Source organism: Pradoshia sp. D12 (genome assembly GCF_008935075.1).
In the GTDB taxonomy this organism is placed as follows: Bacteria; Bacillota; Bacilli; order Bacillales; family Pradoshiaceae; genus Pradoshia.
Genome location: NZ_CP044545.1, coordinates 806033 through 823281, shown reverse-complemented (window position 1 = coordinate 823281; position 17249 = coordinate 806033). Strand labels below are relative to the sequence as shown.

The following is a 17249-nucleotide window of genomic DNA, read 5'->3' as shown; positions in this document are numbered from 1 at the left end:
TACTAGCTAGTAGAAAGACGCACTCACATCAATGGGTCAAGCCGTTTAGGGCTTAGGAGATTTCATACGATAATCTCCTGTATGTCGGTTCAAATCCGACTGACCCAGCCAAATAAATCATTTTTTTAAAGGAGATTAACATCATGGCTCAAAACAGCTCAAACAATAACTCTAATCAATTGGTTGCTCCAGGTGCAGCAGAAGCAATCAATCAAATGAAATACGAAATATCTACTGAGTTTGGAGTACAACTTGGTGCTGAAACAACAGCTCGCGCAAACGGATCTGTTGGAGGGGAAATCACAAAAAGACTTGTTCGTATGGGTGAACAACAAATCAGCGGCAGATCTCAATCTTAATTAAAAATTTCATATAAAATGGCTAAAACCCCCTTCCGAACAATTCGGAAGGGGGTTACGAATGTTTTTAGGATTTTTGTTTGACCATATCTTTTGGATTTACCCATTGATCAAATTCTTCCTCAGTTAAATAACCCAATTTCAAGGCTGTTTCTTTTAACGTACTGTTATCTTTAAAGGCAAGCTTAGCAATTTCAGCTGCTTTCTCATAGCCTATATGCGGGTTTAGTGCCGTTACGAGCATAAGGGAGGACTCTACATTTTTTTGAATGCTTTCAATATTAGCCTCAAGTCCAACCAGGCAATTAACCCTGAAGGATTTAAGCGAATCTGACAATAATCTGGCAGATTGCAGGAAATTATAAGCAATCACGGGTTTAAATACATTTAATTCGAAATTCCCCTGGCTTGCAGCAAATCCAATGGATGTATCATTTCCCAATACTTGAACAGCTACCATTGTTAAAGCTTCACTTTGCGTCGGATTTACTTTACCAGGCATAATCGAACTCCCAGGTTCATTTGCAGGAATGGTAATCTCCCCAATACCACTGCGAGGGCCGCTTGCCAACCAGCGTATATCATTGGCCACCTTCATCGCATCCATAGCCAAAGCTTTTAATGCACCATGCGCATAAACAATCTCATCATGGCTGGTCAATGCATGAAATTTGTTTGGTGAAGAAATGAAGTTATAACCGGTTTGTTCAGATATATATCCCGCTGTTTTATCCCCAAATTCGAGATGGGCATTAATGCCTGTACCAACAGCAGTACCTCCTATCGCAAGGCTAAGCAGCTTCTCGGCACTTTCCCTAATCATCTGTTCTGAACGTTCAAAACTGAATCTCCATCCGCTTATTTCCTGGCCAAGTGTTAATGGTGTAGCATCCTGCAGGTGAGTACGTCCAATTTTAACAATTCCCATAAACTCCTGCTCTTTTTCTTGAAGTACTTTCCTAAAAGCAATAATTTCAGGCAAAACATTTTTATGTATAGTTTCATAAGCTGCAATATGTAAAGCCGTTGGGTATGTATCATTGGAGCTTTGAGACATGTTTACATCATCATTAGGGTGCAGCGTTGCTTCAAACCCATTATTCTCCAGCCATTCATTCCCTTTACGTGCTACTACTTCATTCACATTCATATTGCTTTGGGTTCCACTTCCAGTTTGCCAAACTTTTAGAGGAAATTGACTATTTAAATTTCCTGCGATAATCTCATCACATACGTATGATATCGCATTCTTTTTTTCTTCCGATAAATTACCTAAATCAAAATTGGAATAAGCAGCGGCTTTTTTTAGGTGGGCAAAGGCATATACAATCTCAATTGGCATTAATTCTTGTCCAATTTTAAAATTGTTGCGGCTACGCTCTGTTTGAGCCCCCCAATAGCTATCAGCTGGAACACGCACTTCTCCCATCGTATCTTTTTCAATCCGATATTCCACCTTCATCATCCCCTATAAAGTATTATCTTACTATTAAGAACATACTCTCTATTATAGCAGATGGTCAAATGATAGCGCTTAAATCTAATCCCCTTGACTGTTAGCTTTTAGGAGATATTAGGTTTACGCATCCCAAAGCATGTGCCCGATAAAAAAGCCTAAAGTCATGATACTAGCTATAGCAAGCGTTACAGTATAATCAATCATTTTCCCTACCTCCTCATATCCTTATAATGATAAAAATAGCACATTTAACTCTGGGCTGACCGGTTAAAAAATGAAAATATTTTACAATTCTATGACTATCACTCATGTTGATTCCAATCCATCATTAATTTCCCACGTTATCTATATTTTGTTTAATTAATTTAACACAGGGTAAATAGTATATAAATTAGCTCAATAACAGAGGAAAAGGTGAGACAAAATGCAAAAATATGAAATCGGTTCTTCTGAACTTTCCATTCAAAAACAAATAACACTTCCACAATTAATGTGTATAGCACAATATGCGAAAAACTTTAATGGAACAATCAAATTGGTAAGGAATACACAAGAAATTAACGTAAAGGATATTTCTTCTTTAACAGCTTTTTTCCTAACATTAGGTACGGATGCACATGTTAAAGTCCTTGTTAAAGGCGAAAATGCTCAAGGGGCAATTGAGCAAATCGAAACAATATGTCTGACAGAAAATACTGAGTTAACACCCTCTATGTCTTAATTACAGCATAGTAGAAAAGCCCATTTGAGACCGTAAAATTTACGATTTCAAATGGGCTTTTTTCATTCCTATTGAATATGGAAGGCAACTTATTTTTTAATTAATTTTTCCAGCGATTGATCCATTCATCAAAGTTTTTCTGAATCTTTTCCTTTTGCTCAATCCAATAGTTTTTAAAACGGTTCTTTTCTACTTCCTTTTCCATATCATCTATTGTTGGAACATCAAATGTTTGATTTTCGACATTTTGTAAGGCTTTTGTCATAATTTCCTGAAAAACAATATTTGCACCGCTTATTTTATCTTTGTAAAGATACTGATTGGCTGTTGTTTTATCATAGCCCATCCACACGGCACCAACGAGGTTGGGAGAATAACCGACAAACCATTGGTCCTTTACCGCGTCCTGTCTAGACACATTATCTACCTGAGTTGAACCTGTTTTTCCAGCGATATCTCTATTTTCAACCTTTGCATTTGTTCCAGTTCCACCTTCATAATCAACCACACCCTTTAGCATGGCAGTCATATTTTTTGCTACTTCCTTGGTCGTTACTTTAATTTTTTTCCCTTTAAAGACAGCAACTTCTTTGCCGCTCGCATCTACAATCTTCCGGATAAGGTGTGCTTCCTGACGTACACCTCCATTTGCAAATACAGAATAGGCTGAAGCCATCTGCAGTGGAGATACTCCCTCGTTTAGCCCACCTAAAGCAAGACCCAGTGTTCGGTCATTCTTTCCAAGTTTAATGCCAAATTTCTCTGCATAATCCATTCCAGCTTGTATGCCTATTTCATTCAAAAGCCAGACTGCAGGGATATTTTTCGATTTATACACAGCCTCGAACATCGGAACTTCTCCTTCATACTGATCATTATAATTCTTCGGTGAATAACCTCCTGCAAATTCCATCTCCGTATCTTTAATCAAATCTGTAGGTTTATATCCTTTTTCAAGGGCAGGTGTATAAACTGCGAGGGGCTTCATCACTGAACCTGGCTGGGCTTTTAATTGTGTCGCTCTGTTATATCCAAGAAAAACATGCTCTCCCCTTCCCCCAATAAGGGCTCTGACACCGCCAGTCTTTGGATCAAGCAAAACGGCACTGCTTTGTACTAATTCATCTGCATTTGAACCTTTTGCAAACAAATCATCTTGTTTATATACTTCTTCCATATCTTCCTGCATACCTTGATCTAGTTCTGTGTATATTTTATATCCACCTGTTAACAACTCGTCCTGCTTTATTCCATATGTTTTGTCAGCTTCCATAATCACCTGGTCAACATAGTAGGGAAACATTCCTTTTAAGGGATCGCTTAACTCTGTGAAACTTATTTCTTCTTCAGCTGCTGATTCCCTCTCTTCACTCGTAATAAACCCACTATTTTCCATCTGAACCAACACTACTTCTTGCCTTTTTTTTGCCGCCTCAAAGTTTTTATAAGGATCCAGAACAGAGGGAGCATGTATTAAACCAGCTAACAAAGCTGCCTCAGATAGATTGACCTTTTCGATTTCTTTTCCAAAATATACTTTGCTGGCATTTTGAATTCCCCAAGCGCCATGCCCAAAATAAATTTGATTTAAATACATCTCCATGATTTCATCTTTTGAGTATTCACGTTCAATCTGGCTGGCTATCGAAACCTCCTTCAGCTTTCTCTTCAAGGTTTGTTCAGGCGTTAAAAGTGTTATTTTTGCTAGTTGCTGCGTGATAGTACTTCCACCCTGAACAACAGTTCCTGCAGTGAAATTCTCATATGCTGCTCGAATAATCCCTATATAATCAATCCCACTATGTTCATAAAAACGTCGGTCTTCTATTGATATAACAGCATCAATCACATGCTCTGGAATCTGATTAATTGAAACCCCTTCTGTCTTATTTGCTGAAATTTTACTAGCCTCTTCTCCATCCATATCATAAATGATGGTTGGCTGCATAAGCTCAGTTTTCAGATGAGACAAATCAACTTCCTGATTTAAGAGCAGATAAAGGAATGAACTTATGATAAGGGCTATGAACGATAGACCAAGCAGAAGAATGTGTACTAAACGAGAATGGTCAAATATTTTTAAAAACTTATAACCCATCCAATTCTCATCCTCTCTAAAAATCAACTAAATTTCTATCCATTGTTACATATTATACACAAAAAATAAAAAACAACTGATAGACAGTTGTTTTAGGTTTACCTATATCTTTCACTTGTTAATCTCATTATTCGAGTTTCCAATTTCTTTATGCAATGTTTCCATATACATATAAACAATTTGCTTTAATTTTACATCTGCTCCCAAAACATCCAAGTGAGTTAAGCATTTTTTAATAATTGGGTGAATATCCTGGGGTTGTTTTTCATCTAACATCCTCATCACCTCTTTTTTCTATAATACAAGAATACAAGATATTTGCTGGTATGACCATTGGTCTTTTGGCATATTTATCTATTTTTCGAACTTCTAAATAGGTAATCTTGATTTGACCCTATTTCACAACAAATTAAGACTAATTTTCCAAATTATCCCAAAAATAACATACCTACTCTTTTAAGGCATAAGGTCACTATATAGGATATTGGATTGACAGGTTCCCTTGCCTGATGTTTCCAAAAGCCAAATAAAGGATAAATAATAACGAGTGCAAATAAAATGAAGGGACTGAGTTATATGTTTAACCATATATTGGTGGCGTTCGACGGCTCAGATTCGGCTAAATTGGGTTTATCAATGGGATTAAATTTTTGTAAGAGTAAAGAGAACTCCTTATTATCAGTAGTTTATGTTTATGAAGAAAATAATGAAGGATTAATTCCTGAGAATACATTTGTAGCCTCAACCAATAGCACATTTTACGCAGACTCCAGCCAGGGGCAGGCAATCGTTCCAGAAACTAATTCTTTAATAAACAATAACTCTGCGAATAACAATCGACTTGAGGAAATTGAACGCTATGTAAACAGCTTGGAAGGTAATAATCTTATCCATTCACATTTTGTAGTACTTGAAGGGACAATTGATGATATGATTCTTCAATATGCTGAAAAAGAGGGAGTCGATTTAATTATTGTCGGCAATAGCAGCACTACCGGTCTTCGTAAATTGTTTCTCGGCAATATCTCTGAAAAAATCATTAAAAATGCCTCATGTCCTGTGTTAGTGGCAAAATAATTAATTGTTCCTTAACTATATAAGGCCTCCTGCCTCATAGAGAGCAAAAGGAGGCCATTTATTTTGCTAGAAAATCCAAATCTAAAAAAAGAGACATTCCAGGCAACTTCATACACACGTACGTTCAACAGGAATCTCTCAATATCAGAGTATTATTGCAACACTTTATTAACCAATTCTTTATATTTATTATGTGCATCATTCTCGTTTAATGAACTATAGATTCGATACTGATCCCCATCTAAAATACGATAGTGCTCACTAATCATATTTTGCTGCAGAACATACCCGCCATCATTAAGAATATCTTTCCACCATACCTTACCGCCAAGCATTTTTTCTTTCCTGTAATCAATTCTTTCTCTTGAAACCGTTTCAATGACCTCGAGAGGGTCCCCGCCAAATAAAGTCTGCACTGTTAATGTTTCACGAAATAATGAAACGACAGCCACGACAGTAGTCCAACTTGCTTCATTACGCTCTTTTTCAATTTGTACCAATGTTTTTTTAGAAATACCGATTATTTCGGCCATCTTGTCTTGTGTATAATCAACTTCCACACGGATTAATCGCATACGTTCAGATATTAGACGAATAATTTCATCCTTACTCATAATCATCCCACTTCCCATCAATATAAAATATAATATTTATACTCCAAATTTAATGTTCACTACTATCATTATAATAGAAATAAATGGAAGATAGGTATTATTATGTATAAATTTACTAATTTTTTTATATTCTCTTCTTCTTTTTACAATAAACTGCTTTCTATTAATTAAAAAGGACGATAGAACTATAACTCTTTCAGGAGCGAAGCCAAGATGGGTCGGGTTCAAGTACATGGAATTAGAAAAACTCAAAAAGACTTTCGACTATGTCGAGAGCCCTAAATTCAAATTATTAATCTTTTTAGGAATGATGTACAGATTTCCGCAAGATAACCCGTGGTGCTGCTGCAAATAATAGCATCATTACCATTCCGCTTACAATAACACTTGGCAGCATATAGGATAAATTATAAAACAATGAGAAAACTGCGACTGATTGGCCATCTGCTGCGCCAGTTCCAAAGAAAACCATTCCAGCAATAAAGTGTGCAAAAAAACGCATCGTACTTCCCAGTAGTATTCCTAAAACAATAATACCTGATGTTTTAATATCCTTTTTGCCAATTCGTTCTCTATCTGCATATTTAAATACAATCCCAGCTAAGCCAACAACCGTATAAGCGACAATATAATCGAGAAAACCTTGTACAGGATGCATGATATAAGCAGTTCCTGATAGAATTTGTAGCAAACCCAACAGTAATCCTGTGGTTACGCCACCTTTAACACCCCATCGATAAGCCATTAAAAAAACAGGTACCATAGCGATTGACACGCTGCCACCCTGCGGCCATAAACTAAAAGATACAACAGTGGCCAACAAATCAAAAATAAATGCCAAAGCAGAAAAAACAGCAATCTCCACCATAAATAATAATCGTTTGTTTCTCATCTTACTTCCCCTTTCTAATCAAGAGCTCCTGAATCGTAACCTCCATCTTGATCGGGCATCCAAAAATGCAAAAAAGCAATGCTCGCACAAAAATGGCTCGCATTGCTTACATTACATTCATTCAGCCACATTCCTACGCTAGTGCTAACTAACAGGTTCGAAGGGTCAGAACTCGATCGTTCACTCTCAGCCATAGGCTCCCCTTGTGGAATACTATTCATTTCTTACATCGTACTAATTTTTCCATACATTAGCAAGTATTATTAATCCAAATCTAACTAAGCAGTCATTTCTTCTATTTTTATTGTATCTGCTTTATCTTCTTTTTCTTCACGTTTCTTTTCAGATTCGGCAATAATTACAGCACAAGATGCATCTCCAGTAATATTAACTGCTGTTCTCGTCATATCAAGTAAGCGATCAATACCGAGGATCAAGCCTACACCCTCAACTGGAAGGCCAACCTGGCCAAGAACCATAGTCAACATGATTAATCCTACACCCGGCACACCTGCTGTTCCAATACTTGCAAGAACAGCTGTCAGGATGACAGTAATTAATTGCGTCATTGTAAGGTCCACACTATATGCCTGGGCAATAAATACAGTAGCAACCCCTTGCATAATAGCAGTTCCATCCATATTAATGGTAGCGCCAAGCGGCTGCACAAAGCTGCTGATACTTTTTGGTACATTCAGCTCTTTTTGTGTAAGCTCCATAGCTACCGGCAAAGTTGCACTGCTCGACGAAGTACTAAACCCGACTGTCATAGCTGGGAAAAACTTTTTGAAAAACTCTATTGGATTACGTTTCGCGAATATTGCAATCGCTCCCCCGTATATGACAATTGTATGAGCCAATAATGCCAAAAGAACTACGATCATATAAAGACCCATATTTTTAATAGCCGGAAGACCTTGGCTTCCGACAGCAGTTGCTATTAAGGCAAATGTTGCATAAGGTGCTGCCTTCATAATTAGGTTAACTAAATACATCAGTACTTCATTACCTTGCTCCAAAAGGTTGATAATACCTTTTGTTTTTTCTCCAAGAGCCGTAATTGCGATCCCAAAGAAAATAGACATTACAATTACCTGAAGCATATTTCCATCCGCCATTGCCTGAATTGGATTCTTTGGAATGATATTAATGAGAGTTTCAGTTATAGAAGGGGCTGTAGTGGCTGTATATTCAGCTGAGGCAATATCAAAATTACCTCCGTTCCCTGGTTTAATGACTAAGGCCAGGAATATACCAATTGTGATAGCAAATGCAGTCGTTGAAAGAAAATAAAGAATGGTTTTACCACCAATTCTGCCGAGTTTTTTAGGATCCCCTAAACCCGCCGTACCTAGAGTAATTGAGATAAGTACAATAGGAACAACCAGCATGGTAATAGCGTTAATGAACAGACTGCCGATTGGTGAAAATACTAAAGCATTTAAGATTTCAAATGATTGAGGTGAAAAAATGTTAAGCATCAATCCAACAATCGCACCAAAAAACAATCCTAATATAATTTTAACTGTAAGGTTCATAGATGCCCTCCTTCAATTATCTATTAGAAAAAATCTACTATACTCCACATAAAAGGAGAATTTAACGAAAAAACACCCCACAAATTAGAATGGTTTTTCTTATTTCTATATAATAATAGTAGATTATTCCTAAGATGACAATGGAAAGAATTACAGGGAGGTGTGTACAATCTTACTCTTAGCTTGAGTGAGGGCCTGTTTTTCCTCGTTTTGTCCCTTGATCACATAAATATAAATTTTTATATTTCCGTCTTTTCTGCATATCCTCATACAACAGCAAAAAAAGACGCATACATGCGTCTTCTGTGAAATGATCGTATTTTTAACTAATATGTATGTATGAGATTGATTAATGACTTTTTAGTTCTACTTCCTTCTTGGACTCAGATGCTTCCTCAGCCATTAATTCATGACCCAAATCAGAGAACCCTGAAATAAATACATTTGAAAATATTTCATTACGTGATTTTGTCTTTTCAATGATAACTCCCTGCACCTTAAATTTAGATACGATATCCATACACACTATCTCCACCTCTAATTTATACTAATCCATACAAATATACCCTTATATTAATCCCTCAAACCAAAATACAAGCATTTTATTTGACATTTATATCTGTTTTATTTACTAACTGATTTTATGTAAATAACACTATAATTATGTTACTTATGTAAATAATTCCACAACTTAAATTTTACTAAATTGCTGAAAAAAAGATAGTCCCAAATTTCATATTTATTGAAAATATAGTCAAATTATTAAATTAGGAATAAAAACAAATGCTATTCATTTATAAATTTAATATAATGGATAGTAATAACTCTTTTTCAAATACTTCTCTTTTATAATCCAAGGGGTGATTCACATGGGAAGTTGATGACCAAAAACATTCATATAGTCGATCTTTTATATTTAAACCATTTAGCTGATAGCAGCTTATTACTACAGGAGGTGACTCCTTGACCGTCATAAACGGTTAAAGGAAATTTATTGGACATATGGAATTTGGTTTTTATAGCCATTTTGATTGCATTAACCGCATTTTTTGTTGCATCGGAGTTCGCAATTGTTAAAATTCGTTCTTCACGGATAGATCAATTACTTGAAGAAGGAAATAAAAAGGCAATAAGTACAAAAAAAATCATCACAAATCTGGATGAATACTTGTCTGCCTGTCAGCTTGGCATAACGATGACAGCACTGGCACTTGGCTGGATCGGAGAAGAAACCTTTGCCACTATCATATCTCCAGTAATATCATTCTTGACATTACCGGATGCTGTTGCCAAAACACTGACCATCATTCTCTCTTTTATGTTAATTACATTTATTCACGTAGTCATTGGTGAATTGGCACCAAAGACTGTTGCCATTCAAAAAGCGGAATCAATTGCTCTTCTTACTTCAAAGCCACTTATGACTTTCTATAAAATCATGTATCCTTTTATATGGGCTCTTAACGGGTCAGCAAGGCTGATTGCCAAATCAGTCGGAGTTGAACCCGCATCAAAATATGAGATTGCACATACAGAAGAAGAACTGCAAATTATTTTGTCTGAGAGTTTGAAGAGCGGCGAAATTAATCAATCTGAGTTTAAATATGTGAACAATATATTTGAATTTGATAACCGAATTGCAAAAGAAATTATGGTACCACGAACAGAAATGATTTCCTTATCAAAAGATGACCTCGTAAAGGAATTTATTGATGTATTTCATGCTGAGAAATTCACTCGTTATCCTATTATTGATGGAGATAAGGATCACATCATTGGATTAGTAAATGTAAAAGAAATACTGACAGATATCGTCCAGCATAAACAGGTGACAACTGTCACTCTTGATCCCTACATTAGGCCGATAATCCGTGTCTTAGATACCATGCCGATTCATGACTTATTAGTCAAGATGCAAACTGAACGCATTCACATGGCTGTTCTGATGGATGAGTATGGCGGAACTTCAGGTTTAGTCACTATTGAAGATATAGTTGAAGAAATTGTTGGAGAAATCCGCGACGAATTCGATGCTGACGAGATACCTGAGATTCGTAAAAATCCAGACGGCTCCTATATCGTTGATTCAAAAGTACTTATCAGTGAAATTAATGACTTGCTTGGAACTAATTTGGATGACTCAGATATTGATACAATCGGCGGATGGGTTCTAACCGAAAATTATGATGCCAAGTTGGGGGATACGATTGACCTCGAAGGATATGAAGTAACCATCATCGATATGGAAGACCATCATATCCATTATGTTGAAATTAAGCAAAAGGTTAAAGAATATCAGATAATCGGTATACCACAAAAAAACGTCGCTGAAGAAGATAATGTCCTCTTCTCTTAATATTTAAATTATTTATAGAACACCAACCAACAAACCGCTTCTCCAAATTGGAATTTAATTTCCTTAGAGAAGCGGTTTTTATAATGTATGCCTCTTTTCCTGATTAGCTACAAGATCCTTTCGAGCTAGCTTATTTACTTCAGGAAAACAAAATTAAGCAGAACCTTAACAGGTCCTGCTCAATCATTACTCGGTTATAACAGTCGTTTTCGTCTTATACAATCTATAGAGCCTTACAATATTTTTGGTGATCGTTTTTACAACAGCATAGGTCGGCACGGCTAATATCATCCCCATTATACCAGCTAAACTTCCTGCAACCAATAATATCAAGATAATGGTCAATGGATGAATATTAAGTGATTTCCCAATAATCAACGGAGAAATCAGATTACCATCAATTTGTTGAACTATTACAATCACTAAGATGACCAAAATAGCTGTTAGCGGCGATTGGAATAGACCGACTACCACTGCCGGTGCAGCCCCAATAAACGGGCCTACATAAGGAATAATGTTTGTAATTGCAATTACTAATCCCAGCGTCAGTGCATATGGTAAATCCAGTATTAAGAAACCGATAAAACAACACGTACCGACAAAAATACAGACAATAATTTGTCCCTGTATATAGCTTGCCAATGTCTCAGAGGTTTCCTGAATAATAACCATTCCTTCTTTCCTAAAAGAAGATGGTAAAAATCTCATGATTGCATTGGGAAGTTTATTCCCATCCTTCAACATATAAAACAAGATGAACGGAACTGTTATGATAATTAATGTCAGATTTGTGATAAAGGAGAAGACGGCCGAGACTCCAGTCGTTATATTCTTTGTCACAGTGGTTGTGAATTCAAGCAATCTGTCCTTCAGTTCGTCTATTTTAACTATATCCTGTTGAATTACATAATTAACCAAAGGGGAATCAGATGCATCCTCAATGATTCTTCCAATATCATCAATGATTTTAGGCGTATTCTCGACTATATCTGTTATTTGATTCGAAACGATTGGCCCAACTGTTGCTCCACCAAATATAAATAAACCAATCAGGGCTATGTATACGATCAAGATTCCAATGATTTTTGGTACTTTCCGCTTTATCATAAATTTTAAAAGTGGATTTAATAAATAAAACAGAAATCCTGAAATCAAAATTGGGAAAAAAAGCGTAGATATGAAGATCCCAATCGGATTAAATAAGAAGGAAATTTTTGTACTTACGAATATAATCAATAACAGTAACAAGATTTCCAATGTCCAAAAATGTAATTTTGATTTCAATTGTATCCTCCTCTCCTCATATTCGGTTATTCCCCATTATATCGTATTTATTCGTTAGAAAAAACATTCCCATTAATATAATGTTTTAATACATTAGATGTCATACTTTTTATAAAAATCTGTTTTCCTACTGATTGTTGTATAATATTGGTAAGGCGGTGTTTAAATTGAAGAACTACACAGTGATGTTTCTGTTGCTATTTGTTGCAAGTATCGCAGGTGGTATGGCGCTAAAAAACATTTTCGGATATTCAATGTTAGTTGGAGTTGGGTTAGCATTCATATTTTTGCTTTGTTCAGCTTTTTCACTAAGCATAAACAACCATAAGAACCAAAACACAGAAATGGGAGATGAAATTAGAAGATTGTCTTAATATTCAATTCCCGAACTTTGAAAAGGGTATAACAATTCACCAGCTATTACGGAGTATGGATAGAGAAACATAATGATGAGATTTTCAAATATCATATTATGAGTTATGACCCGGGAGTTAGTTTCCATTCGGCATTTTATCCTAAGATGTCAATCACAGCCGTAATATGTTCTAACAAATCTAAAGGTGCATATGATATTACGCAGGAAATTGAGAAAGAAATTTTAACCCTTTGGGATCATAGAAAGAGTAACTCAGGTTGAAGTGAGGTTAATCCATAACAATGTTTAATGTAGAATTAATGGACTTATAGAAAAATACTATGTAAAGGAGTGACACTATAGTGGAAACAGTAAAGCCAGAGGTGGAAACATCGAATTTTGTAGATATCTTTACGAATGTTTTACCTTTTTTTCTATTGGCGGTAATGATTTTAATTATTATCGCTATTATATATATTGTTAAGATTTTTAAGCGTTATCTAACTAACAGTAAAATAGTTGAGCAAAAACTAAAGCTGATAGAAACAGATATACAGGAGACTAAACAACGTCTTGACCGAATTGAAAAAAATCTTAAATAAAATTTAATATATTTTTTTAGTATGCTAGCTAGGGGCTTCAAACAAAGTAATGACAGCACAAAAGCTGTCTTTTTTTATTGAGATATCAGCAATATACTATTAGAAAAGAACTAATACAAATAAACCGGAACTTTTATGTTCCGGCTCTATCTCCAGCTTTGTTTAGAACGCCCAATTCCCTTTTCGGAAAATAGGTTCTTTTGTTCCATCCGCCAATTCTCCATCAATGTCCATTTCAGCAGAACCAATCATAAAATCAACATGATTAATACTTATATTGACACCATCATTCGCTAATTGATCTTCATTCATCTCTTTGCCTCCTTCAAGACAAAAAGCATAGCCTGAGCCAATAGCCAAGTGATTGGATGCATTTTCATCAAAGAGAGTATTATAGAATAAAATATTTGTATCAGAGATTGGTGACTGATGAGGTACTAGGGCAACTTCACCAAGATAGCGAGATCCTTCATCAGAGTCAAGAAGATTCTTAAGAACATTCTCACCTGTTTCTGCCTTTACATCTACAACTTTTCCTTTTTCAAATGTTAACGTGAAATTGTTAATGACATTTCCGCCATAGCTTAAAGGCTTCGTGCTTGTAACAGTTCCATTCACGCCTTCTTTATAAGGAACCGTAAAGACTTCCTCTGTTGGCATATTAGCCATAAACGATATACCTTTTGAATTCACACTACCGGCTCCGCACCATATATGTTTATCAGACAGCTCAATGGATAAATCTGTTCCTGGCGCTTTATAATGAAGAACTTTATATTTTTTTGAATTTAAATAGTCTGCTTTTGTACGCAGGGTTTCATCGTGTTCCTTCCAAGCAGCAACTGGATCCTCACTATCTACTCGGACTGCTTTAAAAATCGCATCCCAAAGTAATTCCACACTGTTTTCGGAATCAGGGAAAATCTTGTCAGCCCAGGCCTTCCCTGCAGCAGCTGTTACACACCAGCTCACTTTATCAGATTGTGTAGCTTGTCTAAATTTATTTAATGCAGTGCCTGCCGCTTTTTGAAAGCTAGCAATTCGATTCGGATCGATTCCTTTTAATAGGTCAGGACTCTGAGAAACAATTGATAGGAAAGCACCACCTTTTTCTACCAACTCCTCTCGTTGAGCCACTATCCATTGCGGAAATTCATTAAAGGCTTCATCTGGAGCCAATTCATATTTGATTCTGCTAACCTCTTCATCAGCCCAATCCACGTATACATGCTTTGCACCGGCTTCATAAGCTTTTTTAACAACTTGGCGTGTAAACGATGCTGATTCAATTGAGGATGAGATTACCAAAATTTGCCCTTCTTGAATATTGACTCCCACTTTAACAACCAATTCTGCATATTTGTTTAATTTTTGTTCAAAATTCATTCTTTCAGCTCCTTTAAAACATCATTCCCATTCGTTACTATTTTACCACTCCTTGTTGGAATACACAGTTGAACGAATTGGTTTTTTTGAAAATTATAAAAAAAAGAGAATACCTTTATCAATACTGGTTATTATCACTTGATTCAGTAACTGGACTTCCCGCTGTTCTTTGTTTAATCATACTCAGGAAATTTTCCACTGTCTTTGCCAGATATCTTTCTTTGGACCAAATAACACCCACCGTAGATGTTAAATCTTTTTCTTGAAGCTGATAACTGTATAATTGGTGTGTATCATATGTCTTTACAACTGATTCCGGTACAACAGTGACCCCAAATCCCTGCTTTACCAATTGAAGTAATAGCTTGATGTCTGAGCATTCGCTTTTCACTAACGGTTTTATGTGCAGCCTTGAGAATTCACTGACAATCATTTTGTAGATTCCTAATCCTTCATTGCTTGGTAGAATTAATGGTTTTTTACTAATGCTTTTTAAAGAAACGATTGTTTCAGAGCTCTCTATTTTTTCATTTGTTAAATAAACAAATGGCTCTGTTTTAATGGGCAGTATATTCACCTCATGAGACTCAATTGGAAAGATGACATATCCAATGTCAAGCAGCCCCTCCTTAATCATTTTCGTCAATTCCACTGAATTCCCTTGATAAACGGTGTAATAAACATTAGGATATTTTTGATGAAAGTCATTTAGATAACCTGCTAATTGATAATCAGAAAATGTATTTACTCCAATGCGGAGATTACCACTTAATCCTTCCACCATTTCTTTCGTTTCAGTTATCATTTCTTCAAATACTCTAATGATATCCACTGCTTTTTGATAGAGAGAGGCTCCTGCCTGAGTTAATTCAAGAGTGTTTCCTTTCCTATTAAAAAGGACAACTTCTAATTCATCTTCCATTCTCTTTAATTGTTGACTGAGCGGCGGCTGAGCCATATGCAATCGTTTTGCCGCTCTAGTAATTTGTTTTTCTTCTGCAATGGCTACAAAATAGCGTAACTGTTTTATATCCATATCCTGTCCTCATTTCCGTTATATCAAAAAGATATACTTATCATACAAAATAAATATTTTTCATATATTACACACAATGATAGCATGGGAAGGTAGCTTTTTAAAAAGGAGAACGACACATCATGGAAAAATTATTTAAATTGGATGCGCACGGTACTACCATAAAACGTGAAATCCTCGCTGGCTTTATTTCTTTTATCACCATTGTTTATATCGTAATTGTCAATTCCAAAATCCTATCAGAAGCCGGAATACCATATGACGCAGCTATGATTGGAACTATACTTACCTGTGTATTCGGTTGCATGATTATGGGACTTTGGAGTAATACTCCCATCATCGTCGTCCCGGGCATGGGAATTAACGCAATGTTCACATATACAATCGTTATCAATGGTAACTATAGCTGGCAGGAAGCACTTGGAATTGTTTTTCTTTCAGGTGTGCTTTTCATGCTTATTGCGTTCACACCGTTAGCTAAAAAAATTACTGAAGCAATCCCGCATTCCTTAAAAGCAGGAATTACAGTTGGGATTGGAATTTTATTAATGTTTATAGGGTTTGAGCAAAGCGGAATTATCGTTTCCTCACCTGAAACTATTGTTGCTCTTGGTGACTTAACAAATGCGGAAACCTTGTTAACCATTCTTGGTCTTATAATTACCTTTATTCTATTTACTCGTAATATTCCTGGAAATCTCCTAATCAGTGTCGCTATCATCACCATCCTGGCCATCTTTCTTGGAGTGGTAAACCTTGATGGGTTTGAATGGACTCAACCATCATTTAACTCGTATGGAGAAGTTTTTGGAGCCATGTCATTTACCAATATCTTCTCAATCGGTTTTCTGTTAACTTCTTTTTCAATGGCCATGGTTGTAACCTTTGAAAATATTGGTTTAATTCATGCGCATACCGCATCAATTAAGCAACCAGAAAAAAATAATAAAGCACTTAAAGCGAATGCTATATCTGTCCTGACATGCGGTATATTTGGATCTAGCCCAACTGTTGCCACTGTCGAAACAGCTGCTGGAATTACAGCAGGCGGACGTACCGGTTTAACTGCAGTGACTACAGGTTTGTTTTTTTTAGCTTCATTGTTTTTATTACCTATAATTAAAATCATTCCAAATGCAGCTATATCCCCTATTTTGATTTTAATTGGGGCATTAATGATTCAAAATATCGCAGAAATCGATTTAAATGACTTAACTGAAAGCTTCCCTGCTTTATTGGTAATTGTTTTAATACCATTGACATTCAGCATTGCCAACGGAATGGCTATTGGTTTCATAGCTTATCCATTAATTAAGCTATTTATAGGGAAAAAGCGCGATGTTTCAGTACCACTTTATATTATCGCTCTTTTATTTACGCTCAATTTTGTCTTTCAATATACTTCGATATAACAAAAAAACCGGACAGGTGTGAGATGGCTGTCCGGTTTTTTAATGTTAATTAAATTTTGA

At 35.9% G+C, this 17249-nt stretch carries 17 protein-coding genes, 1 pseudogene and 1 riboswitch; of the genes and pseudogenes, 8 read left to right on the top strand and 10 right to left on the bottom strand.

The annotated features are described in order from the left end of the window. The first annotated feature begins 143 nt into the window (after positions 1-143). On the top strand, positions 144-359 hold the full coding sequence (locus F7984_RS04005; protein WP_066101945.1) for an alpha/beta-type small acid-soluble spore protein: 216 nt from the start codon (positions 144-146) through the stop codon (positions 357-359). A gap of 67 nt (positions 360-426) precedes the next feature. On the opposite strand, the gene fumC is transcribed toward F7984_RS04005, so the two are convergent. Further along, entirely contained in the window at positions 427-1815 is a 1389-nt protein-coding gene (gene fumC, locus F7984_RS04000) for a class II fumarate hydratase (RefSeq protein WP_066101949.1), read from the bottom strand. Between the two features lie 427 nt (positions 1816-2242). Between fumC and F7984_RS03995 the strand changes: the two genes are divergently transcribed. Then, positions 2243-2539, top strand: coding sequence for an HPr family phosphocarrier protein (locus tag F7984_RS03995; protein WP_066101953.1), 297 nt, complete (start codon positions 2243-2245; stop codon positions 2537-2539). Between the two features lie 100 nt (positions 2540-2639). Here F7984_RS03995 and F7984_RS03990 read toward each other — a convergent pair whose 3' ends face one another. Further along, positions 2640-4637 carry a transglycosylase domain-containing protein gene (locus F7984_RS03990; RefSeq protein WP_066101956.1) on the bottom strand — a complete coding sequence of 666 codons (1998 nt, stop codon included), beginning with the start codon at positions 4635-4637 and terminating at the stop codon, positions 2640-2642. A gap of 111 nt (positions 4638-4748) precedes the next feature. Next, complete coding sequence (locus tag F7984_RS18895) at positions 4749-4913, bottom strand: hypothetical protein (protein WP_175354229.1); 165 nt, start codon at positions 4911-4913, stop codon at positions 4749-4751. 282 nt (positions 4914-5195) lie between these two features. Here F7984_RS18895 and F7984_RS03985 point away from each other — a divergent pair, with 282 nt between their 5' ends. Next, positions 5196-5714, top strand: a complete 519-nt coding sequence (locus F7984_RS03985; protein WP_077247971.1) for a universal stress protein — start codon at positions 5196-5198, stop codon at positions 5712-5714. 152 nt (positions 5715-5866) lie between these two features. On the opposite strand, the gene F7984_RS03980 is transcribed toward F7984_RS03985, so the two are convergent. The 4 genes from F7984_RS03980 to F7984_RS18890 form a co-directional block, all read right to left on the bottom strand. Then, positions 5867-6328 (bottom strand): helix-turn-helix domain-containing protein, encoded by a 462-nt coding sequence (locus F7984_RS03980; RefSeq protein WP_066101963.1) that lies wholly within the window; start codon positions 6326-6328, stop codon positions 5867-5869. A 301-nt stretch (positions 6329-6629) separates the two neighbouring features. Next, positions 6630-7220, bottom strand: coding sequence for an energy-coupled thiamine transporter ThiT (gene thiT, locus F7984_RS03975; RefSeq protein WP_066101964.1), 591 nt, complete (start codon positions 7218-7220; stop codon positions 6630-6632). A gap of 113 nt (positions 7221-7333) precedes the next feature. After that, positions 7334-7434: riboswitch (TPP riboswitch) on the bottom strand. Positions 7435-7498: 64 nt separating this feature from the next. Then, positions 7499-8758: a dicarboxylate/amino acid:cation symporter gene (locus F7984_RS03970; protein ID WP_066101967.1), complete on the bottom strand. Its 1260-nt coding sequence runs from the start codon at positions 8756-8758 to the stop codon at positions 7499-7501. A gap of 349 nt (positions 8759-9107) precedes the next feature. Continuing rightward, positions 9108-9278 (bottom strand): hypothetical protein, encoded by a 171-nt coding sequence (locus tag F7984_RS18890; protein WP_175354230.1) that lies wholly within the window; start codon positions 9276-9278, stop codon positions 9108-9110. 474 nt (positions 9279-9752) lie between these two features. Between F7984_RS18890 and F7984_RS03965 the strand changes: the two genes are divergently transcribed. Next, a complete protein-coding gene (locus F7984_RS03965) occupies positions 9753-11114 on the top strand; it encodes a hemolysin family protein (protein ID WP_077247972.1) in 1362 nt (453 codons plus the stop codon). A 186-nt stretch (positions 11115-11300) separates the two neighbouring features. Here the strand turns inward: F7984_RS03965 and F7984_RS03960 are convergent, their stop codons facing one another. Then, positions 11301-12398 (bottom strand): AI-2E family transporter, encoded by a 1098-nt coding sequence (locus tag F7984_RS03960; RefSeq protein ID WP_066101969.1) that lies wholly within the window; start codon positions 12396-12398, stop codon positions 11301-11303. 167 nt (positions 12399-12565) lie between these two features. Between F7984_RS03960 and F7984_RS03955 the strand changes: the two genes are divergently transcribed. The 3 genes and pseudogenes from F7984_RS03955 to F7984_RS03950 all read left to right on the top strand — a co-directional run bounded on the left by F7984_RS03955 (position 12566) and on the right by F7984_RS03950 (position 13355). Continuing rightward, positions 12566-12772, top strand: a complete 207-nt coding sequence (locus F7984_RS03955; protein WP_066101973.1) for a hypothetical protein — start codon at positions 12566-12568, stop codon at positions 12770-12772. Between the two features lie 47 nt (positions 12773-12819). Further along, positions 12820-13035: pseudogene (locus tag F7984_RS19270) on the top strand (hypothetical protein); the annotation flags it as partial. Between the two features lie 80 nt (positions 13036-13115). Further along, the gene (locus tag F7984_RS03950; RefSeq protein ID WP_066101977.1) at positions 13116-13355 is read left to right on the top strand and encodes a hypothetical protein; all 240 of its coding nucleotides are present in this window, start codon (positions 13116-13118) and stop codon (positions 13353-13355) included. 162 nt (positions 13356-13517) lie between these two features. On the opposite strand, the gene F7984_RS03945 is transcribed toward F7984_RS03950, so the two are convergent. Together F7984_RS03945 and F7984_RS03940 are read right to left on the bottom strand one after the other, a co-directional pair. After that, the gene (locus F7984_RS03945; protein ID WP_066101980.1) at positions 13518-14741 is read right to left on the bottom strand and encodes an aminopeptidase; all 1224 of its coding nucleotides are present in this window, start codon (positions 14739-14741) and stop codon (positions 13518-13520) included. Between the two features lie 118 nt (positions 14742-14859). Beyond that, positions 14860-15777, bottom strand: a complete 918-nt coding sequence (locus F7984_RS03940; protein WP_066101984.1) for a LysR family transcriptional regulator — start codon at positions 15775-15777, stop codon at positions 14860-14862. Positions 15778-15899: 122 nt separating this feature from the next. Between F7984_RS03940 and F7984_RS03935 the strand changes: the two genes are divergently transcribed. Continuing rightward, a complete protein-coding gene (locus F7984_RS03935) occupies positions 15900-17189 on the top strand; it encodes an NCS2 family permease (protein WP_066101987.1) in 1290 nt (429 codons plus the stop codon). Positions 17190-17249 lie beyond the last annotated feature (60 nt).

Bases quoted from the DNA above. Each gene is read 5' to 3' on its own strand.
- F7984_RS03970 (WP_066101967.1), bottom strand. From the start codon at position 8,758: ATGAACCTTACAGTTAAAATTATATTAGGATTGTTTTTTGGTGCGATT.
- F7984_RS03985 (WP_077247971.1), top strand. From the start codon at position 5,196: ATGAAGGGACTGAGTTATATGTTTAACCATATATTGGTGGCGTTCGAC.
- F7984_RS03980 (WP_066101963.1), bottom strand. From the start codon at position 6,328: ATGAGTAAGGATGAAATTATTCGTCTAATATCTGAACGTATGCGATTA.
- thiT (WP_066101964.1), bottom strand. From the start codon at position 7,220: ATGAGAAACAAACGATTATTATTTATGGTGGAGATTGCTGTTTTTTCT.
- F7984_RS18895 (WP_175354229.1), bottom strand. From the start codon at position 4,913: ATGTTAGATGAAAAACAACCCCAGGATATTCACCCAATTATTAAAAAA.
- F7984_RS03990 (WP_066101956.1), bottom strand. From the start codon at position 4,637: ATGGGTTATAAGTTTTTAAAAATATTTGACCATTCTCGTTTAGTACAC.
- F7984_RS04005 (WP_066101945.1), top strand. From the start codon at position 144: ATGGCTCAAAACAGCTCAAACAATAACTCTAATCAATTGGTTGCTCCA.
- F7984_RS18890 (WP_175354230.1), bottom strand. From the start codon at position 9,278: ATGGATATCGTATCTAAATTTAAGGTGCAGGGAGTTATCATTGAAAAG.
- F7984_RS03940 (WP_066101984.1), bottom strand. From the start codon at position 15,777: ATGGATATAAAACAGTTACGCTATTTTGTAGCCATTGCAGAAGAAAAA.
- F7984_RS03945 (WP_066101980.1), bottom strand. From the start codon at position 14,741: ATGAATTTTGAACAAAAATTAAACAAATATGCAGAATTGGTTGTTAAA.
- F7984_RS03995 (WP_066101953.1), top strand. From the start codon at position 2,243: ATGCAAAAATATGAAATCGGTTCTTCTGAACTTTCCATTCAAAAACAA.
- F7984_RS03935 (WP_066101987.1), top strand. From the start codon at position 15,900: ATGGAAAAATTATTTAAATTGGATGCGCACGGTACTACCATAAAACGT.